The sequence below is a fragment of the Nibrella viscosa genome (assembly GCF_039541875.1).
Taxonomy (GTDB): domain Bacteria; phylum Bacteroidota; class Bacteroidia; order Cytophagales; family Spirosomataceae; genus Nibrella; species Nibrella viscosa.
The window spans coordinates 1-22103 of sequence record NZ_BAABHB010000024.1 but is presented as its reverse complement, the minus strand read 5'-3'; the positions used below and the strand labels follow the sequence as shown (position 1 = coordinate 22103).

19 protein-coding genes are annotated in these 22103 nt (G+C 55.1%); 4 read left to right on the top strand and 15 right to left on the bottom strand.

Annotated features, from left to right (window positions below; genetic code table 11):
- Positions 1-56: 56 nt before the first annotated feature.
- The gene (locus ABD931_RS28515) at positions 57-443 is read right to left on the bottom strand and encodes a helix-turn-helix domain-containing protein (RefSeq protein ID WP_345271503.1); all 387 of its coding nucleotides are present in this window, start codon (positions 441-443) and stop codon (positions 57-59) included.
- A 137-nt stretch (positions 444-580) separates the two neighbouring features.
- Between ABD931_RS28515 and ABD931_RS28510 the strand changes: the two genes are divergently transcribed.
- The 4 genes from ABD931_RS28510 (at position 581) to ABD931_RS28495 (ending at position 7016) form a co-directional block, all read left to right on the top strand.
- Positions 581-3886 (top strand): WD40/YVTN/BNR-like repeat-containing protein, encoded by a 3306-nt coding sequence (locus ABD931_RS28510; protein WP_345271501.1) that lies wholly within the window; start codon positions 581-583, stop codon positions 3884-3886.
- A 175-nt stretch (positions 3887-4061) separates the two neighbouring features.
- On the top strand, positions 4062-5099 hold the full coding sequence (locus ABD931_RS28505) for a DUF3500 domain-containing protein (RefSeq protein ID WP_345271500.1): 1038 nt from the start codon (positions 4062-4064) through the stop codon (positions 5097-5099).
- 124 nt (positions 5100-5223) lie between these two features.
- The gene (locus tag ABD931_RS28500) at positions 5224-6060 is read left to right on the top strand and encodes a universal stress protein (RefSeq protein WP_345271498.1); all 837 of its coding nucleotides are present in this window, start codon (positions 5224-5226) and stop codon (positions 6058-6060) included.
- Positions 6061-6143: 83 nt separating this feature from the next.
- On the top strand, positions 6144-7016 hold the full coding sequence (locus tag ABD931_RS28495) for a universal stress protein (protein ID WP_345271497.1): 873 nt from the start codon (positions 6144-6146) through the stop codon (positions 7014-7016).
- Positions 7017-7151: 135 nt separating this feature from the next.
- Here ABD931_RS28495 and ABD931_RS28490 read toward each other — a convergent pair whose 3' ends face one another.
- The 14 genes from ABD931_RS28490 to ABD931_RS28425 all read right to left on the bottom strand — a co-directional run.
- Positions 7152-8729: a sulfatase family protein gene (locus tag ABD931_RS28490; RefSeq protein ID WP_345271495.1), complete on the bottom strand. Its 1578-nt coding sequence runs from the start codon at positions 8727-8729 to the stop codon at positions 7152-7154.
- 240 nt (positions 8730-8969) lie between these two features.
- Entirely contained in the window at positions 8970-10412 is a 1443-nt protein-coding gene (locus ABD931_RS28485) for a sulfatase family protein (protein ID WP_345271494.1), read from the bottom strand.
- Between the two features lie 272 nt (positions 10413-10684).
- Positions 10685-11029, bottom strand: coding sequence for a hypothetical protein (locus ABD931_RS28480; protein WP_345271493.1), 345 nt, complete (start codon positions 11027-11029; stop codon positions 10685-10687).
- 61 nt (positions 11030-11090) lie between these two features.
- Complete coding sequence (locus ABD931_RS28475; RefSeq protein ID WP_345271492.1) at positions 11091-12119, bottom strand: sensor histidine kinase; 1029 nt, start codon at positions 12117-12119, stop codon at positions 11091-11093.
- A complete protein-coding gene (locus ABD931_RS28470) occupies positions 12116-12853 on the bottom strand; it encodes an ABC transporter ATP-binding protein (RefSeq protein ID WP_345271490.1) in 738 nt (245 codons plus the stop codon). Before ABD931_RS28470 ends, ABD931_RS28475 begins: the two co-directional genes overlap by 4 nt.
- Positions 12854-12921: 68 nt before the next feature.
- Positions 12922-14178: an ABC transporter permease gene (locus ABD931_RS28465; protein ID WP_345271489.1), complete on the bottom strand. Its 1257-nt coding sequence runs from the start codon at positions 14176-14178 to the stop codon at positions 12922-12924.
- 79 nt (positions 14179-14257) lie between these two features.
- Positions 14258-15346 (bottom strand): alpha/beta fold hydrolase, encoded by a 1089-nt coding sequence (locus tag ABD931_RS28460; RefSeq protein ID WP_345271488.1) that lies wholly within the window; start codon positions 15344-15346, stop codon positions 14258-14260.
- A gap of 27 nt (positions 15347-15373) precedes the next feature.
- A complete protein-coding gene (locus ABD931_RS28455) occupies positions 15374-16468 on the bottom strand; it encodes an efflux RND transporter periplasmic adaptor subunit (protein WP_345271486.1) in 1095 nt (364 codons plus the stop codon).
- A gap of 37 nt (positions 16469-16505) precedes the next feature.
- Positions 16506-17843 (bottom strand): TolC family protein, encoded by a 1338-nt coding sequence (locus tag ABD931_RS28450; protein WP_345271485.1) that lies wholly within the window; start codon positions 17841-17843, stop codon positions 16506-16508.
- Between the two features lie 242 nt (positions 17844-18085).
- Positions 18086-18967, bottom strand: coding sequence for an aldo/keto reductase (locus ABD931_RS28445; protein WP_345271484.1), 882 nt, complete (start codon positions 18965-18967; stop codon positions 18086-18088).
- A gap of 102 nt (positions 18968-19069) precedes the next feature.
- Positions 19070-19651, bottom strand: coding sequence for a LutC/YkgG family protein (locus ABD931_RS28440; protein ID WP_345271483.1), 582 nt, complete (start codon positions 19649-19651; stop codon positions 19070-19072).
- Positions 19648-21096, bottom strand: a complete 1449-nt coding sequence (locus ABD931_RS28435) for a lactate utilization protein B (protein ID WP_345271482.1) — start codon at positions 21094-21096, stop codon at positions 19648-19650. Before ABD931_RS28435 ends, ABD931_RS28440 begins: the two co-directional genes overlap by 4 nt.
- On the bottom strand, positions 21096-21833 hold the full coding sequence (locus ABD931_RS28430) for a (Fe-S)-binding protein (protein ID WP_345271480.1): 738 nt from the start codon (positions 21831-21833) through the stop codon (positions 21096-21098). The genes ABD931_RS28435 and ABD931_RS28430 overlap by 1 nt, the downstream gene beginning before the upstream one ends.
- An 83-nt stretch (positions 21834-21916) precedes the next feature.
- Positions 21917-22103 (bottom strand): hypothetical protein (locus ABD931_RS28425; protein ID WP_345271479.1); only part of this gene is annotated, 187 nt, incomplete at its 5' end.

Sequence of the window (22103 nt, the reverse complement as noted above, 5' to 3'; positions counted from 1 at the left end):
TCGCCAATTGTTTTAATTAGAATCCTGATAAAATTTATTTGATAAATGATAAAGAATCATTTATCAGCGCTGTTCTCTCTGAGCCGCTCCCGAAGCGTCCGGTTCTCGGTTTCAAGCTGTTCAATCCGGTGTTGCTGCATTCTTATAAGTTGTTTCTGCGAAGCAGTCAGGTCTTCGTAGAGCGCCTGGGTATTTTGGCCGGCGGGTTCGTCGACAGGGTCGTTCGTGGCAGGAATAATTAGCGTCAGGTTCTCCGGGATTAATTCGGCAAGGTCAACACCCAGTGCAGCCGCCAGTTTCACGTAATATCTGACATTCGGCACAGAACGGTCGTTCTCCCAGGCGAAGTAGGTGCTCTGGCAAACACCCACTTTCTCAGCTACATCTGATTGGGAAAGCTTCTTCTGATTGCGTATTTTGCGGAGTGTAGTTCCAAGCTTCATAGATTGGGTTTGTGGTTAAGAGGAGAATAGGGGAATGAGAGACCTAACATTCTATTGCTTAAATAAGTAACTCTTTATTTACTTACAAAACTTACTGTAGGCTATTTATCCTACGGCACAAACGTATATATACCGTTATGCGCAAACACCTACTTCACCTCTCCTTACTAATCGTTCTTGCTACGATACAGGCTGCAGCCCAGCCCCTCCCCGCTTCCGTTTTCAAGCAGGTCAAAGCCCGCAGCGTTGGGCCGGGCGTCATGAGCGGCCGGATTACGGCGGTCGATGCCGTGGTGGCCAATCCGGATATTATCTACGCCGGAGCGGCTTCGGGCGGGGTCTGGAAAAGCGAGAACGGTGGCCTGTCGTGGAAACCCGTTTTCGATGAGCAATCCAACATCAACATCGGCTCGTTAGCCATTCAGCAGAGTAACCCCAGTGTGGTGTGGGCCGGTACCGGCGAGGGTAATCCACGCAACTCCATCAACCTCGGCAACGGCATCTATAAAACAATCGACGGCGGCCGCACGTGGAAGCGTATGGGTCTCGAAAAGACTATTAACATCCACCGCATCCTGATTGACCCGACCAACCCCAACATTGTCTATGCCGGGGTAATCGGCAATCCGTTCGGTGAACATCCGGAGCGGGGCGTGTACAAAACCACCGACGGGGGTCAGTCGTGGGAGCGGGTACTGTACACCAACGAGAAATCCGGCGTAGCCGATATGGTGATGGACCCCGGCAACCCCAACAAGCTGGTCGTCGCTATGTGGCAGCACCGCCGGACCCCCTGGGATTTTCAGTCGGGCGGACCGGGCTCAGGGCTGTACATTACCTACGATGGCGGTAAGACCTGGTCAAAGAAAGGCAAAGCCGAAGGACTGCCTGAGGGTGACTTTGGCCGGTTAGGGCTCGCCATCGCCCGCAGTATGCCCAATCGCATCTATGCCCTGGTAGAAGCCGGTAAAAATGGTCTGTACCGCTCCGGCGATGGCGGAGAAAAGTGGGAGAAGGTAACGGAAGACCCGTCGATTGTGACCAACCGGCCGTTCTACTTCAACGAAATCTTTGTGGACCCCAAAAACGAAAACCGGCTGTATATGATCTACCAACCGATTGCCGTCAGCGAAGACGGCGGCAAGTCATTTAAGGTCATTGCCACGCTGGAGCAGGTACACGCCGATCACCATGCCTTCTGGATTCACCCCGACAACCCGAACTTCATCATCGACGGCAACGACGGCGGTATTGCCATCAGCCGCGACCGGGGCAAGACCTGGATTTTTCCGGAGGGGATTGCCATTGGGCAGTTCTACCACATCAACGTCGACAACGAAATACCCTACAACATCTACGGCGGTTTGCAGGATAACGGCTCCTGGACCGGTCCATCCTACACCTTTGCGCAGGGCGGTCTGCGGAACTACTACTGGCAGGTAGTGCTGTACGGCGACGGCTTCGACGTAGTGCCCGACCCCGAAGATTCGCGCTACGGCTATGCCATGTCGCAGGGCGGGAATCTGGCCCGCTACGATAAGCAGACCGGGCGCTCCAGCTTCATCAAACCCATCAGCCCGGATACCAAAACCCGGCTGCGCTTCAACTGGAACGCCGGGGTAGCCCTCGACCCTACCGATAAACGCACCCTGTACTACGGCAGCCAGTTTCTGCATAAATCCAGCGACAAGGGACTAACCTGGGAGACCATCTCGCCCGACCTGACGCTGAACAAACCCGAGCAGCAACGGCAGGACCAGAGCGGGGGCCTGACCCTGGATATTACCAGCGCCGAAAACCACAACACCATCCTGACCATTGCGCCCAGTCAGACGGAGAAAGGCGTGATCTGGGTCGGTACCGATGATGGTAACATACAACTAACCCGCGACGGCGGCAAGACCTGGAGCAACCTCCGTGACCGCCTGCCGGGCCTGCCCAAGGAAGCCTGGATTCCGCAGATCACTACCTCGCGGCACCGCCCCGGCGAAGCCTTTGTGGTGGCCAACCACTACCGCATGGGCAATGATTTTGCGCCGTACATCTACCGCACCACCAACTACGGCCAAAGCTGGACCCGGCTGGTGGACGAGAAGAAGGTGAACGGCTACGCGCTGTGTTTTCTACAAGACCCCACCGAACCCAGGCTGATGTTTGCCGGCACCGAGCACGGCCTGTGGGTCAGCATCGACGAAGGGCAGACCTGGACGCAATGGAAAGAAGGTATGCCGTCGGTATCGACGATGGACCTGGCGATTCAGGAGCGCGAAGCTGACCTGGTGATTGGCACCTTCGGCCGGGCCATTTACGTGCTGGACGACATCCGGCCCCTGCGCCGGCTGGCCAACCAGGGCCTCAACAAGACACTTGACCGGCCGCTGGTTGCGTTTGAACCGGCGGAAGCGTATCTGGCCAACTACCGGAACCCGGTGGGCTACATGAACGAAACGGATAACCTGTACCAGGCCACCAACCGCCCGGCCGGTGCCACGCTGACATACTACCTCAAGCCCAAACCCATCGCAGCCGCTGTAACGGCCTCCGCCAAACCCGCCGAACCGGCTGCCAAAGGTCGTCAGCCCCGGCAAAAGGTTACGGTGAACAAAGAAACCGGCAATGTACTGCCTACCGAACTACCTGCCGGCAAAGCCGATACCACGCAGGTAAAAAAGGCAGAGACAAAAAGAACGGACACCCTATACGTCAGGCTCTATAACGAGCGGAATCAACTGATCCGCACCCTGAAGCAGGTACCGGACTCAGCGCTGGGAATGCAGCGGCTTACCTGGAACCTGACCGAGCGGGGCCTGCGCCAGCCTGGCAGCACCAAACCCAAGCCCGCCGATGCCGAACCGGCCGGTACTGCCGTGCTGCCCGGTCGCTACAAAGCCGTCTTTGCCTACGCCGGGGCGAAAGACTCGACGATGGTGACGGTGAAAGAAGATCCGCGGGTGCCGTATAACCGGGAGGCTATCATGGCCCGTCGGGCGCTGCTCGACCGCCTGGATATACACACCCGCTACCTGACCGAAGCCACCGATCGCATTCAGGAAGCCACCGAAGCCGCCGACCTGCTGACCAACCAGCTAAAAGACCGCACTGGTGCCGATATGGAGGCCTTGCGGAAGACCACCAAAACCATGCAGGACTCCCTTAAAGCGCTGCGGGATATGATCGTTGGCAAGAAAATAGAGAAGCAGGGCTACGGCCGGCCGTATATGCTGACGCCGGTATCCAAGCTACAGGAAGCCCGTATGTACATCGGCGGCCGAACGGAACCCGTTACCCAGACCGAAACCCTCTTGGTTCAGCAGGCAGAGCAACTTGCCCAGGAAGCGCTAAACAAAGTAAACCAGTTCTTCCGCAGCCAGTGGGTCGACTATAGCACTAAGGTAGAAGCCGCTCCGCTGCCTATTGTGAAGACCTACGCGGAGATTAAGTAGCATGGATTGCAAATCCGTGGATACGCTCCTGATCTAAAGCTATCTTTTGTACCATTAGCTTGATTTCTGCACAGGAGAGGCTCGCCCGGATTTACAATCCGGGGTACGAGTGTATCCCGGATTGTAAATCCGGTTTACGTTTCGTACCTTTTCCGTCCTAACCAAAACCCTTACCATGAAAATTATAGTAACCCTGCTGACCCTGGGGCTGCTGGCGTTTACGCCCCCCAAAAAAGAGCCGGTCAGCAAAGCCATGGCCTCGGCCGTGCGTAATTTTCTGAATTCACTGGATACCGAACAGCGAAAGCAGGCCACCTATCCCTTCGACAGCGACGAGCGGTTCAACTGGCATTTTGTGCCCCGCGAACGTAAAGGACTTCCCCTGAAGCAGATGAACGATAAACAACGGCAGGCAGCCATGACCCTGCTGAAAACGGCCTTAAGTGAGCAGGGCTATACCAAAGCCACCGCTATCATCGACATGGAAAATGTGCTGCGCATCGTCGAAAACAGACCGGCCAACGATACCTACCGCGACCCTGAAAACTACTCGTTTACGGTGTTCGGGGAACCGTCGGAGAAGGAACCCTGGGGCTGGCGGATTGAGGGTCACCACCTGTCGCTGCACTTTTCGTCGCTGACCAACAAGATCATTGATATGACACCGGCGTTTATGGGCAGCAATCCCGGCGAGGTGCGTATCGAAGGCCCAAAAAAGGGGAAGCAGATCCTGAAGCAGGAAACGGCGCTGGGCTACGCCCTGCTGAACGCGCTCAACGAAGATCAACGGAAGAAAGCCGTAATCTCCGAGACCTGCCCTAATGATATCGTTACGAGTAACAAACGGAAAGCCTCACTCGATAAGCAAGAGGGATTAGCGTATTCGGACATGACGGGTAGTCAGCAGAAGATTTTTATGGAGCTGCTCAATACCTACCTCGGCAACTATCAGATTACGCTGGCCAACCAGCAAATGGACCGGCTGAAAGAGTCGGGACTGGACAAGCTGATGTTTGCCTGGATGGGTGACCGGGAACCCGGCTTTGGTCCCGGCAAAGGCCAGTATTACCGCATTCACGGCCCTACCCTGCTGATCGAATACGACAACAGCCAGAATCAGGCCAACCACATCCATACGGTTGTTCGCGACCTGACCAAAGACTTCGGCGAAGACCTGCTGACGGAGCATTACAAGAACCAGCATGGGAAGTAGTGATTGGTTCACTGGTTAACTGGTTGGCCGGAAGCTGAGACTAAACAGCTTCCGGCCTGATACGCGTCATGGTACGCCAGCTCCGGGCCACATACCTTTGTTGCAGTTAATCAAGCATAGAGGTATGAAAACCATTGTATTGGCGACCGACTTTTCCAAAAACTCCAGCCATGCCGGCGACTTTGCCCTCCAGATTGCCGCCCGGCGTGGCGACGCCCGGCGTGGCGACGCCCGGCTTATACTCCTGCACGTATACCGCTCCTGGGCGGGCCACACCTACGCGCCAGGCACCATGATTGCCATACCCGAATTCGAGAAAGAACAAGCCGAGCGGAAACTGTCGGACCTGATGAGTCAGTTGCAAAACGCAGCCAAAGGCCGTGTCGATATATCGATTCTGGCCGCCGAGGGTCTGACCAAAGACGTAATTAATGAGGTAGCCGCCGACCAGAAAGCCGATCTGCTGATTATGGGTACCGCCGGCAGCCACTCCGACGGTGTACGCTACTTCGGCAGCCTGGCAACGGATATGATCCCGGACATTCGGGTGCCCATGCTGCTGGTACCGCCCAAAGCCACCTTTACCAGCTTCAAAAATATCGCGCTGGCCGTCGACCTGACGGAGGCTATCGATGCTGTGGCCTTAGACAACGCCATCCGGTTTGCAAATCTGTTCAATGCCTGCCTGAACGTCGTCTGCGTGACAAAAGCGCCCGAACAGCCCACTATTCAGCGGGCAGCCGAACGCATCCGCGATTTGTTGAAACACCAGCCGCATACCTTCAGCATCATACAGGGCGACAATCTGCCGCTCCTGCTGATGAATTTCGCCGAAGAGAACCGCGCCGACCTGATCATGATGATGCCCAAACCACATAGCTGGTGGCACCGGCTCCTTACCGAAGGCAACACCCAGCAGGTAGCCCGGCAGTCGGATATTCCGGTGCTGGCGGTGATCTAGTCCCGGCCTTCATCCCTGCTGGCTTTCCAGCACTTTCTGATTAACCCTAAACGCAGACGGCCGGCGGCAGTCTGGTACATGCCATGAAAAAGATACTCTTATTAACCGACTTTAGCGAAGCGTCTAAAAAAGCCATTCACTTCGCGCAGGCCATGTTCAGCGATGTATCCGCTGAGTTCCAGTTGCTGCATACGTATATCGTTGAGACCGACGGCCCCTACGGAGCTGCGATCTTCTTCCTGGAAGCCGAGAAAAAAGCTAAACAGGAACTAAACCGGCTACTGGCCGAGGTAACGACCCAGCCCGTACCCGACTACCACAAATATACCACCCGTACCTACCCCAGCACCACCGTCGGCACAGTCGAGTGGATACTGACGCAGGAACATTTCGACTATGTGGTTCTGGGGGCCACCGGTACCGGCAACACCGAACTGTTCGGCAGCGTGGCTACCGGTATTATCCGTAATGTGAAGACCAATGTGCTGGTTGTACCGGAAACGGCTCCTATCCGGCCCATTCGAACGGTGGTGCTGGCTACGGATTACCAGTCGGTCAACCATCTGCACTCGCTGCGGCCATTAAAGGATATGCTGACGGGAAAAGGGGCAAAGCTGACCTTCCTGACCATTCAGGGGCCGGACGAACCTACCGCAGGTATGGCGCAGACAAGCCGGCCGTTTGCCCACTACTTCGACACGGTGAACACAGACTCGTATTTTATCCGGAATGATGATGTCGAAAAAGGCATTGACGAGTATCTGACCACCCACCAGGTCGATCTGCTGGTCACGGTGCCTCATCACCGCAGCCTGCTCGACATCATTACCGGGCGCAGCATAACGCGAAAACTGGCCTACAAACCCCGTATACCCCTGCTGACGGTGTATGATCCTGAGGGGTTACCGATCGTCATTGAGAAACAGGATGTGTACCTGGCCGGCCGCTTCAGCTAAGTTCATCCGGACCGGCGCAACGGGTTGCGCCGGTTATTTTGTTTCCTTCCGTTTGGGTTAGAACGCTTTCTCGCCGAACTCGCTTTCGGTAAACGTCACCTTTCTGGTGCGCTGGTTGAACTTATACCACAGTGGTTATTGCGGACTGCTTTCGAAGAGCTTAAGTGCTTCATCATCCTTGTTCCGGACGATATGCTCCCGGAGCTGCGCCTTCAGGCTTGCCGTTATTTTTTCGTACCCTTTCTGGCCATACAGGTTTTTCAGGTTGTGCGGATCTTTCTGAATGTCGTACAGTTCCCAGAAATTATCGGGTCCATAGAACCGGGCAATGGTATAGCGGTCGGTCCGTAGGCCAAAGTGAGGAGCGACATGGTGCGGCTCCGGGTATTCGTAATAGTGGTAATAAGCCTGATCCTGCCAGTTTGCTTTCTGGCCCGTCAGCACCGGCAGAAACGATTTCCCCTGCAATCCGCCGGGAATAGCCGTACCCGTCAGGCTTAAGAGAGTCGGTGCCCAGTCGACATTAGACACCACATTCCGCACCTGCGTACCGGGTTTGATCACGCCCGGATAGCGAATCACAAAGGGAGTTTTCAGCGACTCTTCGTAGATCCACCGCTTATCGAACCAGCCGTGCTCACCCAGATAAAAGCCCTGGTCGGAGGTGTAGATAACCACCGTATTTTTGGCCAGTCCGGTTTTGTCCAGGTAATCGAGCAGCTTGCCGATGTTGCGGTCCAGAGAGTTGGCAGTTGCTAAATAATCCCTCATGTAACGCTGGTATTTCCACTCGACCAGCGCTTTGCCGCTCAGCTTCTTCTCGTCGAACTCCTTGCTGACTTTGCCCTCGTAATAGTTGTAAAACGGCGTTCGTTGCTCGGGCGTAAAGCGCGTATAGGTCAGGTTTCCATTTGGAGCGTCGTAGTCTACGTGTACTTTCAGGTCTTCTTTCAGCCGCATCGTTTTGTCAATTGACATGTCCTGCTTCTGGGCAGCCAGTCGGCCTTCGTAATTGTCGTAAAAGGTTGGTGGTATGGGAAAGGTGACGTTGTCATAAGCTCCCAGGTCCTCAATGGCGGGTAACCATTCCCGGTGAGTCGCCTTATGCCCCACCACCAGAAAGAACGGCTTATTGGGGTCCCGCCTATCCAGCCATTCCGTCGATAGCTGGGTCACTACATCGGTCACGTAGCCGGTATAGCGTTTGGTTTGGTTCTGCGAATTGACAAAATCCGAGTTGTAGTAGCTGCCGTGGCCGGGCAGAATATTCAGGTAATCGAAACCGTGCGGCAGACTGCCCAGGTGCATCTTGCCGACCCAGGCCGTCTGGTAGCCGTTCTTCTGCAACTCTTCGGGAAACACCGGCTGGTTGATGTCGAATACCTTCTCGTTGAACTTATAGCCATTGGTGTGGCTGAACTTGCCTGTCAAGAGCGTCGCCCGGCTGGGTCCGCAGATGGAGTTGGAGATAATGTTGTTGTACAGGATAGCGCCTTCCCGCGCAATACGGTCGATGTTGGGCGTTTTGGCCAGTTTGCTGCCATAGGCGCTGATAGCCTGCGAGGTATGGTCGTCCGAGATAATAAAGATAATATTGGGCCTGGCGGGCGGAGTTATTTTCTCCTCTTCCGGCGAAAAAGCAGTAGCAATGCTTAGGAGCAAGGCCAGCAAAACAGTTCCTGTTAACCAGGCAGGCAGGGATGTTATGTTCATACAACCGTTATGGGTTAATTACTGACGCACCGAAATTCGGTGTGGGTGGTTATTTAGGACTAAAGCCTTCCTGTCACGGATTCTCCTTAACCGCTATCATTTTATCGAACTCAGAAGGTGCAGTTTTTATTCCGCAAGCTCCATCTTCATGAGTGGAAAAAACTTTGCCATATCATTGGAGTAGGGAATGCCAAACCAGTAATCAAACCCCTGGCGGGTAGGCATGAATTTGGACAGTGGTTAATTCTTCTGGGAAATAATTCGCTTCTCCATCAGGCTCGGCATGGGTGTCAGATTAGCCATGTGCTTTTTAACCATGTCCTCAATCTCTCGAATTACCTCGGGATGCTGATCGGCCACGTTGTATTTTTCAGAGGGGTCATGCTGTAAGTTAAACAACTGAGCCTTTTCCAGCTTTTCTACCTTAGCCGGATAGCCGAGCGGGTTATTGCTGTAGTAGTATAGCTTATAAGCGCCTTTGCGGGCCGCAAACAGTTTTGAATCGTGGTAGTAGTACATTTCATTTCTGGGACTATTAGCCTGACCGTGCAGGACCGCAGAAAGATCAAAGCCGTCGTAAACCCGGTCATTGGGCAGGGGAACGCCGGCCAGTTTACTGAAGGTAGGTAAAACATCCAGCGTGCTACCCATACCGGAAATAACCGCCGGCTTAATTCGACCGGGCGCCCAGAAGATAGCCGGCACCCGAACACCGCCTTCATAACTGGTACCCTTAGCTCCGTAGAGCAGGCCCGCCGAACCGGCATGTTCGTTGAAGATAGCCCAGGGCCCGTTGTCGGACGTAAAGATGACGTAGGTGTTTTTGTCCAGCCCTTCTTTTCGCAGGGTGTTCAGGATCTGCCCGACGCTCCAGTCGATCTCCTCGATTACATCGCCATACAACCCTCGTTCGCTCTTACCCCGGAAGTCGTTGGAAACAAAAAGAGGCACATGCGGCAGGGAATGGGCCATGTACAGAAAGAAAGGCTTGTTCGTATTGGCTTTAATGTACGTTACTGCCTCTTGGGTGTACCGCCTGGTAATGGTATTCTGGTCGGCCGGCCTTTCCACTTCTTTCGTGTTACGCAGCAGCGGCACCCGGAAGTAATCAATTTGGGGATGTAGGAATGACTCCTTGTACTCAACATTATCCACCCGCTCCATGTCGTTGCTGTACGGAATACCGTAGTAGGAATCGAAGCCGTGGCTGGTGGGCAGGTACTGGGGCAGATGGCCCAGGTGCCACTTGCCGATGGCAGCGGTGCTATAGCCCCGTTCTTTCAGTAGCTTCGCAAGGGTGTTTTCGCTTTGGGGAAGCCCTCCGTCAGAGTCGGGAAACAAAACCCGGCGGGTATCGCTGTACATGCCGTTACGGATGGGGAGCCGACCCGTCATCAAGGCCGCCCTCGAAGGCGTACAGACATTGGCGGCTACGTAGAAGTTGGTCCATTTCTGCCCTTCGGCAGCCATTCGGTCCAGGTTAGGTGTCTTGATAGACGGGTGACCGTAGCAGGTCAGGTCGCCATAGCCCTGGTCATCGGTGAAGATAATGATGAAGTTGGGCTTAGCGACCGGCTTTTGGGCTACAGCCTGATTGATGAACGCCAGGGACAACGCCAGAGTAACCGTTAAAAAGATGTGCATCTGTTTGACCGACGAAAGGTTAGGATTTGAGGAGTGCATAGGAATACGATTTAGTTTGAGTGCATGGCTTGTAAGGCTTCCGGCTTTTGCCTAACAGTGTTTCAAGTTGGAATCCGGCCTTATTCGCCATGTACTCGTCTGGTGCATCTTCTAAGATAATACAATCTTTTCTTTATGGAAGTCGATACCTTGTAACAGAAAAGCTTCCGGTCGGTAGTGGTCACCTCAGGAGGTGCCATACTACGGTCGGAAGCTTTTCTGTTCTCAACTCCTCAACCTTTGGGAGGAGTTATAGGTACGCTCAACGATCTTTACCGGGACTGTGCTACCCGCGCCGATACGTTGTCGAGGGTTTCGGCCAGGTTACGCAGCCGCTCTGCGGTATTGGTGTCGGAGGTTTCGCCGGCCGCTCGTTTGGTGAGTTTACTGAGTGAGTGCAGGGAGCCGGCAATCTGCGGGGCTTTTCCGCTTCTAAGGGCTTGTTTGAGTTCTTCCAATTCGTACGCTACATTGTCGAGGGTCAGGTCGCCGGCGCCGAGAGCCTGCACCCATTGGTCGATCAGGTCGTTGGCCTGCGGCTGCATCGATTCGGCATCCTGCTCCAGACCAGTCAGGGTCTTATCCAGAAGTTGTTGGGCATTACCGTTGTTAACCATATATGTATGAAATTTGGTTATTCTGTTAACCCCGCTGCCCAACCGCTTGTTAACGGTTCTACTATACGGCGCTTTCCAGCAGCGGTATCTTTACCCGAAAATGCTGCCCGTCGTCCTGCACATCCACAGGCTTCGGGCTCAGGAAACTGTACAACGATTTCAGATTGTTCAGGCCCAGGCCGTTTGACGTTTCTACCTGCCCACGCCGTTGAATCGCATTCTCCACCTGTAGAAAACGCCCATCGGTCGAGACCTGCACCGTCAGCGGATGTTCCGCATTCACGACGTTGTGCTTGATGGCGTTTTCGATCAGGATCTGCAGGGTTACGGGCACAATGGCCTTCTCCGTTGCATCGTCGGGTATGTCAAAGATAACCGAAAACGATCCATCGAACCGTGTTTTTAATAAAAAAATATAATGTTGGATAAAATCAAGTTCGGTATCCAGCGGCACCAGCTCTTTGTCTTTGTTCTGAAGCACATAGCGGTACACTTTCGCCAACTGCCGCAGAAACTGCCGGGCCAGCGCCGGGTTCTCTTCGATCAGACTATCCAGCGACGACAGGCTGTTGAACAGTAAGTGCGGATTGAGCTGATTTTTCAGGTTATCGTACTGCACCTGCGACTTCTCTTTCTCCAGCCGGGCCGCCCGTACGGCATTCTCCCGCCAGCGATTCAGAAAATGGTTGGCGATAAATCCGAGCGACACCAGCAGGTTAGCCAGAAAGGCGACTACGCCGATGGTGATAACGTTCAGCGGATTGAGCAGAAACGGAAATTTGGGCATTAGTCCATCCGCTATGAAAATAATCAGGGGCGAAAGCACCAGCTTCACCACCGCCCAGCCCACCATGAGCTGAATGAAGACCCGCTTCGGCACGTTTCGCTCAAACGGAACCCGCTTGTTGAGGTAATGATCAAAGTTGAGGTGAAACAGCCATACCAGGTTCAGAAACAGAATGGTCGCCCCAAAAATAGCGAACTGCCGGCCCCAGTGAATTTCCGGTATGACCAGTTCGCGGGCTACAATGCCCATCACGGCAATCCAGAGGATGACCCATTCGACGTATTTGTTAAACTGGATTTTCATTGCCTGATAATCATGCCGTCGCTCATTTCAATCTCACGGTCGCAGCCGGCGGCAAAGTCCGGGTCGTGCGTTACGGCAATGATGGTCTGCCCGTTGCCGGCCAGCTCCCGAAAAATAGCGAACACGTTCTGCGAGTTGGCCCGGTCCAGATTACCGGTGGGCTCGTCGCCCATGATTACGGTGGGATCGTTGATGAGTGCCCGGGCAATAGCTACCCGCTGCTGCTGCCCCCCCGACAGTTTACTGGCCGGCTTGCGGGCAAAATCCGCCATGCCAATCAGGCGGAGTTTTTCGTAGGCCCGTTCCTCTACTTCCTTATCGGAATACCGGCCCAGCTTCAGCCCCGGCAGCATCACGTTCTGCAGGGCCGAAAACTCGGGCAGCAGAAAGTGAAACTGAAAAACAAAGCCCAGGTGCTCGTTGCGGAAATGCGACAGAAAATCCTGGCTCCGGCCGGTAAGCTTCGTCCCGTTCATCTCAATGGCTCCCTCATAATCGGTATCCATCGTCGATAGCAGGTACAGCAGCGTCGATTTGCCGCAGCCCGATTTGCCCACAATCGCCAGAAACTCGCCCTTCTGCACGTCGAACGTCACATCCCGCAAGACCTGAAATTTCTCGGGATCATAAAAATATTTATTCAGATGGCTGGCCCGCAGCACCGGCTGCCGCAGTACCGACTGCCCAGTCTGAGCAGCCGCAGCCTCCCTCCCCTGATTTGCTCTCGTCTCCATTACATAACAGCTAGCTAGTATGCCCAATTCACTCTTTCACTCAATCGCTCTTTCACTCAATCACTCTTTCACCCCCGCAAAATCGCCACCGGATCGACCTCCGACGCCCGGCGGGAGGGGAAAAACCCGGCCAGCACCGTCGTGATCGTTCCGAACAGCAAGCCCATAATGTAATGTTTGGCGGCAAACATGACCGGAAACGTTTTGATGCTCAGAAAATCGCCCGCATCGAAGGGTGTAATCGACAGCAGGTAGCTCAGCCCAAATCCTATCATCAGCCCCAGCAGTCCACCCGACACGCCGATAAAGATCGCCTGCAGCAGAAAAATGGCCACAATGTCCCTCCCGTCGAACCCGGTTGCTTTCAGAATAGCAATATCCTTGATCTTGTTGATGACCGTCATGTTCATGATGTTGTAGATCCCGAACCCGGCCACCACCAGCAGCGTAAACGAGACGACAAAGGTGAGCGTACTCCGGATTTTTTCGCCCGCCAGGATGGTCGAGTTGGCCGTCGCCCAGTCTTCGGTGTAATAGCCGAACTTGGCCCGGAGTTGCCGGCCGACCGGGATCGCCTGCATCGGATCGAGCATTTTGATGTGAATGTCGGTTACGTAGCTGGGATCTTTCTGGAGCAACTCCTGCACCGTCGACAGGTTGGCGTAGCTTTTCGTGTTATCGATGGTACCGATGCCAAAACCGAAGATGCCCACAATGCGCAGGATACGGTTGGTGCCCAACGGGGTAGTGACGCTGACCTTATCGCCGACGCCCACGTTCAGCTTCCGGGCCAGGGTAGATCCCATGATCAGCCCATCGGGGTTGGTTTGCAACGCCCGGATACTGCCCGATTTGATCCGTTTGTTGAGGTCGTACAGCCGGTTTTCGCGCTCAATATCCACGCCCGAGATGGTGCCGGAGATCTGAATGGGACCGTTGTTGTAAAACGCCTGGGTGGCAGCCTGGGGTGATACGCCAAAGACGCCCGGCTCCTGTTCAATGCGCCGGGCAATGGTCAGCCCGTTGCGCAGCCGGGCCAGTTCATCCTTCGGCTTCTGGTGATGCACGACATTAAAGTGGTCTGCCCCCGGCTTCAGTTCATCGAGCAGGCTGGGCCGCTGGGTATTCACCTCGTTATACATCCGGATATGCGGACTAGCCTCCAGCGCCGACTCCTCCAGAAACTGGTTGGTGCCCTCCATGAACGAAATCATGGTGATAAACATGGCAATACCGAATGTTACGCCCAGCATAGCCACGAGGGTCTGCTTTTTCTTGGCCAGCAGGTGCGTTCTGGCAATTTGTGAGGCAATGTGTAAGTCCATTTTTATTGAGCGATTAGGTGAATGAGTGATTGAGTGAAATAAGGAACACGGTTATTAGTCATTCTATCTTATCACTCAATCACTCATTCACTAACTCACTAATTATTTGGAAAAACTTCTCCGGCTCTTCAAAAATCGGGCTGTGGGCCGATTCGGTGAAGGTAAACAGGCGCTTGTCGGGTGCCTGGAGTCGGTCGAAATACTGCTTGGCCAATGCGTAGGGCGTCTGGTAATCGTGAACGCCCTGGAAGAGGTAGTACGGTATGTCGAGCGTAGGAGCGACCTCGTTCAGATCCGTATTGACCACCTCCGGCCATAGGTAGCGCACACTTTTCATGGCCCCTCTGGCGTAGTTGATCTTATCGGCCAGCGTGTACTCGTTACAAAGCAGGATCGACTGGATGAACAAGGGAAAGAAATGCGCCTTGTGCATGCCTCCGCCGTAGGCGGCTACCAGTTCCCGCTGCCAATGCAGGTAGTCCAGCCACGCCTTTCCGTCGGCGTACGGTGGTCGACCCCAGCGCCGGAGCTTCTTCACCTGGCGCGTTGCGCCCCGGTCCATCGCCTGCTGCAATACCCAGTCATACGAAATCTGCTCACCCGCAAACTGGTTTGTCACCTGACTAATGCTGAAGTAAGCATGAAACAATTCCGGGTACTTTTTCACCGTGAGTACGCCCAGGAAGGTCCCCCACGAATGCCCCATCAGGTAAATTTTTTCGGTGCCGAACCGTTTGGCCAGCATCCGGCTCAGGTCGGCGGCATCTTCTACGAACGTCGCGGTCGTAAAGGTCTTGTCGAATACGGTCGGATCGTATGATTTGCCGGACCCACGCTGCTCCCAGTTGACCACCACAAAGTGTTGCTCCAGTTCGGAACCGGTCAGCAGCGGGAGTTCGGGCAGGCCCGGACCGCCGTGCAGAAACAGCAGCACCGGTTTGGTACGGTCTGCTCCGCGAATGATGAGCCACTGCTTGGCTCCGTTCAGGTCAACGGTTTCCATGGTGGCAATGCTGTTGGGCAGGGGCTTGTCATCTTCACCGACAATAGGAGCCGTTTCACCGGGGCTGTTCAGCCAGATATAGCCTGCCCCAATTGCCAATAGCAGGACCGCCACCAGCAGCAGCCCGCCGATAATCTGTAATGTTCGTTTCAGTACGATGTTCATGATAATGACAAATACATATAGACACTATCATTCAGGGCTTACAATCTTAGTCTGCTCGATCAGGCCGCCTTTAACCTCCACCAGGTCAAAGTTTTCAGCCCCTTTCGTAAATCTAACCTTTTGTTTTTTACCGTCCTCCTCAACCCAGACGCTGTCTTTACCGATTACGTAGCTTTTCGGAATCGTCAGCACCCGCTGGTTCTGGCTGATTACGATATTGGCTTCTACGGTCAGGCCGTAATAGGCGTCTGGCCGTTCGCCGGTAAACTCGGCATCAACCCGGAACGACTGATCGGCGCGGTTCAGTTTCGGATAAATCTTGGTGATGCGGGCCTTGAAGACCTTATCAGCATAAACGTCCATTTTAATCAGCACCTCCTGCCCCACACGAATCTTGCCGAAATCGCTTTCATCAACCGACAACTGCGCGTAAATATCCCGGCCGCTTCCGACAAGGGCCAGTTGTTCGCCCGGCCGCACTACCTCACCCGGCTCTTTAAATACTTCGTACACTTTGCCATCGACAAAGCTGCGGATGCGGGTATTGCTACCGGCCTCCTGGGTGGTGACCAGCTGGCTCCGGCTGTTGGCAGCCTCCAACTGGAGCTGGTCGCGGGTACGGGCCAGGGCATTTTGCTGCGCCCGTAAGGTATTACGGGCTGTTTTGTAGTTTAGCTCCGCCCGTTCCAGTTCGGCACGTGAGGTAGCATTCTGGGCGTACAGGTCGCGGAAGCGGGCGTAGTTGACCGAGTCGTTTTCGAGCCGGGTGTGCGCATTTCGTACCTGGGCTTCGAGTTCAGCCAGCACAGGCGAACTACCTCGCAGATTCGCCTGTGCCTGCTGGTAGGCATTGGCGGCTGCCTGCCGGCGCGCATCTTCGGCCGTGCTTTCCAGCACAAACAACAACTGGTTGCGCCGGACCGAATCGCCTTCGTTCACCAACCGTTGCTCCAAAATACCCTGTGCATCGGCCGTGACGGTGTATTCGTTGCGCGGGTACACACTACCGGATGCGTACACCGCTTCGGTCAGCGCTTTGTAGGTGGGCGTAATGGCCTCATTCCCGCGTTTGCAGGCGGCCAGCGCCAATGTTACCGCAGTCAGGCAGAGAACGGTTTTCATGATATCTGGTATTACCTCCCCCCAGAAGGCTGGGAGTCTAGTTTCTAAGCTGTAAAATCGTCTGATTGATAAAGGCAGTGGATAAATTACTCAGGTACCGGTTCCGGGCCTGCAGAGCCTCGTTGAACACGTTGAGATACTGATCGTAGGAAAACAGACCGGAGCGGTACTTCACCAGCGAAATCTGTACGTTCTGCTCGCTGAGTTCATAATTCTGCCGGTTCAGATCGAGCGAGCGGATAGCCTGCCGGTAGCTGTTGCGTATGTCCTCGGTATCAATCTGCTGCCGGACCCGCTCATACGCCAGTTCGGCTTCGGCCAGTTTCACCCGCATCCGGGCGCGGGCAATCTGGCTATTACGGAGCCCTCCGGTATACAGCGGCAGGCTAAACTGCAACCCAGCCACGCCAATCGGGAACCAGCGCTTGCTGAAATCCCAGAAATCGAGCCGGTCGCGCTGCGCCTGCTCCGAGTACCGGATATAGGCCGACAGCGTGGGCAGTCGCAGAGCTTTCTCCCGCTCCAACTGAAGCTTGTACAATTCCAGTTGTGACCGGCGTAAAGTCACCTGCGGCCGTTCTCCGTCTCTCCCCGCAGCCAGCGCCATATTGGTATGGTCGTTATGGATCGGTTGCATTGTGAGCTGTTGCCCCACCACCAGGCTATCTGCCAGCGTCAGGCCGAGCAAGAGTTTTAGCTGATTCAGGTTCCGGATATACGTGAGTTCGTTCTGCTGCACCACATCGGCGGTGGTGAGCTGCACAGACCGGATGCGGTTATACTCCAGCGGCTCAATCAGTCCCTTATCCAGCCGGACACGGGCAATCTGCACCAGCGTATCGGCACTGGCCAGGGTGCGCTGGTTGATGGCCACGGCCGCCCTGGCCAGCAGCACGGCATGGTAGACCCGGGCGGTCTGGGTAGAAAGTTCATCCTGCAGCACCAGCGTCTGATCGTCCAGAATACGCAGGTTTTGGCTGGTGATGTCAATATCGGTGCGGACCGGCTTGTTGAGGATCGGCGCTGTTACTTCGGCCCCGGCGGTCAGCGTAAACGGCAGGCCAAAACGCACCGTCCGAAACTCACCGGGTTGCCCACCAATAAACTCGGCCGGAATAAGCTGCGTGGGTAAGGCGTAGTTGTAATCGAAATTGATGTAGAGCCGGCCCTGGGGCAGCAGTGCCGCTTTGGCCGCTATCCGCTGCTGGTCCTGTAAGGTTCGGTTCTGCCGGGCATTGACCAGCTCCGGATTGTTACGTTGGGCCAGGGCAATGGCCTCCTGTACCGACTGCACTCTGGTCTGCGCCGGTGCCGAAACGGGGGGTAGCGTCAGGACCAGTACGGTAAACAGTGGTATCCAGCGGGTACGTTTCATCGGGCTACGAATAAAGTCATGCCCAAAGTAACGCCCTGTAAATTTATCCGCTAAAATTTTTAATACGAAGCGGAAAAAGAACGGGCCGAAGCCGACCTTCCACCCAATGAAGATCAACGGATTGGGGATTTCGGAACGGTCCGCTGTCGCGGTTTGGATTTGCCTTCGGCGTCAGCAAATCAGGACCTTGTTAGCCAATCCGAACCGCAACGGCGGACCGTTCCGAAATCCCCAATCCCAAATCATTTGGCTGGCAGCGGCATATCGGCCAGATCCTCCGGTGTCAGAGAGATCTCGGTAGCGGCCGTGTTTTCTTCCAGGTGCTTTACTGATGAGGTGCCCGGTATGGGCAGCATCACCCGCGAAGCGGCCAATAGCCAAGCCAGCGCAATCTGGAAATCGGTGGCGGTGGAACCTCCTTTGCTATGACGCTCGACAACGGCTTTAATGGCCTGCTCTGCCTCCAGATTACCGCTCGCCAATGGATACCACGGGATGAAGGCAATGTTGTTTTCTTCGCAGTAGATCAGCACATCATTCCACTTCTGGTTGGCAAAGTTGTACAGGTTCTGCACCGATACCACCTCAAAATAGCGTTGCGCCGTCTGGATCTGCTCCATATTCACCTCCGACAAACCAAGATGCCGGATGTAGCCCTGCTGCTGCTGCTCTTTCAGGAAACCTAATGTTTCATCGGCAGGCACCTTAGGATCAAAGCGGTGCAGTTGGTACAGGTCGATTCGATCCAGCTTCAGCCGCTTCAGGCTGCCTTTCAGCGCCTGTTCAAGATGAGAAGGCTTGCCGTTCATTTGCCACCTATTAGGCCCCGACCGTTCGAAACCACCTTTGGTGGCAATCACCAGACCATCGGGGTACGGGTGCAACGCTTCCGCAATCAACTCCTCCGAAATGTGCGGGCCGTAGCTATCGGCCGTATCGATAAAATTGATGCCCAGGTCCAGGCAGCGCTTCAGCACCCGGATACATTCAGCGCGGTCGCGGGGTGGCCCCCAGATCCCTTCGCCGGTGATGCGCATAGCGCCGTAACCCATCCGGTTAACTGTCAGGTCACCCCCGAGGGTAATTGTACCGGCCATAGCAGCCAGTGATTGTGCAGCTTGCATAGTGATCAGAATAAATAAAGCGGAAGCAGTAGGTTCAGTTGTAGAATACAACTAAAACCAGGCCGCAATGGATTTACCCGGACGGGTAATATTTTTTCTGACCTATACCACAAAAAGGCTCATGCTGATCGGACCATGTGCTCCCAGTACCAGCGCCTGCTCAATATCGGCCGTTTTGGAAGGGCCGCCAATGAACGCCCCGAAGCCGTAGTCCCCGGCCCCAATCTGCGCGTAGGCTTCGTGCAGGGTAGGCACAAGTACGCTTTCCGGCACCACTACCGCCAGATGCTGGCAGATATACGGAATGATTCGCTGGCCCATCGCCTGCTCCGTCAGCCAGACCGCCCCGTTTTCGGCCACGGCCAGCTTCGCCTGTATAATGGCCAGTTCGACATCGTCAAACGTACGCGGGTCGGCCGTCGCCGACAGCAACTCAAACGTCCCTCCCAGCTCCGGCAGGGTGGTAATGATGCGTTTAGTCGTATCGAAACTGGCCTGAATCTGACTTGCCACGGCCGCCAGACTATCCACCCGGAAGACCTTGCTACCGATGTAAGTACCCATATCGCAGTACCGGGTCACCAGGTCGGTGGTATCGCCCCGGAAGGGGGTCATATCCGGCAGCGGGCTGAGCGCCGGCTGGTTTTGCAACACGGCGGCAAGTATTTTCTCACGGCTGCTCATTGTGGTTGACTGGTTGACTGGTTAATTGGTTCAGTGGTGGACGGTCCGCCGTTGCGATGGTTTATTGGCTCCGTGGGCTGGTTTTTGGCGTACCATTCCCCGAACGATTCTTTGGGGCTGCCGGGCATATCGCGCTGCCTGTACCAGGGGTTGAGTTTGTTGTTGATGGCGAACGGGATGTTGTTCAGCACCCAGCGGGCGGCTTTTCCGGCGGTCAGGTACGATGCCGGCGACGACAACGTCCAGGCCATCGCTTTCATGCCCAGCACTTTGGTGTTGGCTGCATAGCCTTCCTTCACAATCACCTGCCGCCATTTATACAACTGCTCATGAATGGGAATCTTTACGGGACAAACGTTGGAGCAGGAGCCGCAGAGCGTGGAGGCAAACGGCAGGTCGGCATGTTTCTGCATGTCCAGGTTGGGTGCCAGAATCGCGCCGATGGGTCCGGCTACAGTATTGTGGTAGCTGAGCCCTCCGCTCTTGCGATAAACCGGACAGGTATTCATGCAGGCCCCGCAGCGGATACACTTCAGCGAGTCGCGGAAATCAGGGCGGCCCAGCTGGCGGGTCCGGCCAAAATCTACCAGGATCAGGTGCATCTCCTGCCCGTTGCGCGGCTTTTTGAAGTGGCTGGAATAGATGGTAATCGGCTGACCGGTGCCGCTGCGGGCCAGCAACCGCAGAAATATGCCTAAATGCTGCTTCTGCGGAATAATCTTTTCAATGCCCATGCTGGCAATCTGCACATCCGACAGGTGAGCCCCCATATCGGCATTGCCTTCGTTGGTGCAAACCACGTATTCGCCGGTTTCGGCCACGGCAAAGTTTACGCCGGTCAGCGCGGCCCGGCGGGTGATGAACACGTTGCGGAGGTGCCGGCGGGCAAAGCGCGTCAGCGTGGTCGGGTCCGATTCGCCTTTTGGGGTGCCGATATGTTCGTGAAAAATCTCGCCAATTTCTTCTTTGCGCTTGTGAATACAGGGCAGCACAATATGGCTGGGCGGCTCGTTGTCCAACTGCTGAATGTATTCGCCCAGGTCGGAGTTGATCACATCGACCCCGCGTTCAATCAGGTATTCGTTCAGGTGGCACTCTTCGGTGAGCATGGATTTGCTCTTGACCAGTTGCGTGATTTCTTTTTCTTTCAGAATAGAATATACAATCTGGTTGTGTTCCTCCGCATCGGCCGCCCAGTGAACCTTGATGCCGTTTTTGATAAGATTGGCTTCAAACTCCAGCAGGTAATCGTGCAGGTTGGAGAGTACATTGCTTTTGATACGTGATGCCGTATCCCGCAGGGCTTCCCATTCGGGAATCTGTTTGGCTGCCATATCGCGCTTCTGCCGAATCCACCACAGGGCGCCATCGTGCCAGTCGGTGCGCTCTTCGTCCCGGATAAACTCTTCCGCCAGGGTGGGGTGATCTTTAGTCATGGTTTTCATCAGTAGCCAGCGTTTAGGATTTCGGCAATGTGTACAACTTTCACGGCGCTCCCGTTCCGGTGCAGAATACCTTCCAGGTGCATCAGACAGGACATATCGGCGGAGGTAATGTACTCGGCTCCGTTCTTAGCATGGTCGCGCACCCGGTCCTTGCCCATTTTGACCGATACGGCTTCTTCGGCCACGCAGAAGGTGCCGCCGAAGCCGCAGCAGTCGTCGGGCCGGTCCAGAGTCACTAGTTCCAGCCCCTCTACCATCCCCAGCAGTTGCGCCGGTTTGGAAAAGGGCGTGGCATTGAGTTCGCTCATCTGAGCCAGGTGCAGCCCCCGCAGGCCGTGACAGCTTTGGTGAATACCCACCTTGTGCGGAAAGCGGGCGGGCAGGTTTTCGACGTTCAGCACATCGGTCAGAAACTCCACCAGCTCATAGATGCGGCCACGGATGCGCTCGGCTTCCTCCTCCTGACCGGGTGCGTGCAGGTGATCCTTCACGTGCAGCACGCAACTGGCCGAGGGGGCCACGATGTAGTCGAAGCCGGCGAAGTTCTCGATAAATCGGTCGTTGCAGCCCTGCGTTAGATGCTCAAAGCCGGAGTTGGCCATAGGCTGTCCGCAGCAGGTTTGTTTGGGCGGATACACCACCTCAACGCCCAGCCGCTGCAACAGCCGCAGCGTAGCAATAGCCGCTTTAGGGTAAAGCTGGTTAACGTAACAGGGAATGAATAAGCCGACGGTCATTTTTTAGTTAAGAATGAAGAGTTATGAGTTAAGAATTGGAAACGTACCAGCGGTGGTTTTCCATTGAGACTTTAGCCCTTGCGTCAGGAATTAAGCGTTGCAACAGGCTCTTTCGTTTGCCGGCGGTTGAGCAGGTAAACGGTTAAGGCCAGCAACAGCAGCACGCCGGTGAGCAGCAGCAGGTAGGCAAAACCGGTGGTCAGGTCGGTGGCTATGCTTTTGGCCGCTGTCTCGACCAGGCTGTAAGTGGGGATAATCCAGGTGATGACA

Excerpts from the sequence above, each read along its gene's own strand:
- ABD931_RS28515 (WP_345271503.1), bottom strand. The coding sequence starts at position 443 with ATGAAGCTTGGAACTACACTCCGCAAAATACGCAATCAGAAGAAGCTT.
- ABD931_RS28510 (WP_345271501.1), top strand. The coding sequence starts at position 581 with ATGCGCAAACACCTACTTCACCTCTCCTTACTAATCGTTCTTGCTACG.
- ABD931_RS28505 (WP_345271500.1), top strand. The coding sequence starts at position 4,062 with ATGAAAATTATAGTAACCCTGCTGACCCTGGGGCTGCTGGCGTTTACG.
- ABD931_RS28500 (WP_345271498.1), top strand. The coding sequence starts at position 5,224 with ATGAAAACCATTGTATTGGCGACCGACTTTTCCAAAAACTCCAGCCAT.
- ABD931_RS28495 (WP_345271497.1), top strand. The coding sequence starts at position 6,144 with ATGAAAAAGATACTCTTATTAACCGACTTTAGCGAAGCGTCTAAAAAA.
- ABD931_RS28490 (WP_345271495.1), bottom strand. The coding sequence starts at position 8,729 with ATGAACATAACATCCCTGCCTGCCTGGTTAACAGGAACTGTTTTGCTG.
- ABD931_RS28485 (WP_345271494.1), bottom strand. The coding sequence starts at position 10,412 with ATGCACTCCTCAAATCCTAACCTTTCGTCGGTCAAACAGATGCACATC.
- ABD931_RS28480 (WP_345271493.1), bottom strand. The coding sequence starts at position 11,029 with ATGGTTAACAACGGTAATGCCCAACAACTTCTGGATAAGACCCTGACT.
- ABD931_RS28475 (WP_345271492.1), bottom strand. The coding sequence starts at position 12,119 with ATGAAAATCCAGTTTAACAAATACGTCGAATGGGTCATCCTCTGGATT.
- ABD931_RS28470 (WP_345271490.1), bottom strand. The coding sequence starts at position 12,853 with ATGGAGACGAGAGCAAATCAGGGGAGGGAGGCTGCGGCTGCTCAGACT.
- ABD931_RS28465 (WP_345271489.1), bottom strand. The coding sequence starts at position 14,178 with ATGGACTTACACATTGCCTCACAAATTGCCAGAACGCACCTGCTGGCC.
- ABD931_RS28460 (WP_345271488.1), bottom strand. The coding sequence starts at position 15,346 with ATGAACATCGTACTGAAACGAACATTACAGATTATCGGCGGGCTGCTG.
- ABD931_RS28455 (WP_345271486.1), bottom strand. The coding sequence starts at position 16,468 with ATGAAAACCGTTCTCTGCCTGACTGCGGTAACATTGGCGCTGGCCGCC.
- ABD931_RS28450 (WP_345271485.1), bottom strand. The coding sequence starts at position 17,843 with ATGAAACGTACCCGCTGGATACCACTGTTTACCGTACTGGTCCTGACG.
- ABD931_RS28445 (WP_345271484.1), bottom strand. The coding sequence starts at position 18,967 with ATGCAAGCTGCACAATCACTGGCTGCTATGGCCGGTACAATTACCCTC.
- ABD931_RS28440 (WP_345271483.1), bottom strand. The coding sequence starts at position 19,651 with ATGAGCAGCCGTGAGAAAATACTTGCCGCCGTGTTGCAAAACCAGCCG.
- ABD931_RS28435 (WP_345271482.1), bottom strand. The coding sequence starts at position 21,096 with ATGAAAACCATGACTAAAGATCACCCCACCCTGGCGGAAGAGTTTATC.
- ABD931_RS28430 (WP_345271480.1), bottom strand. The coding sequence starts at position 21,833 with ATGACCGTCGGCTTATTCATTCCCTGTTACGTTAACCAGCTTTACCCT.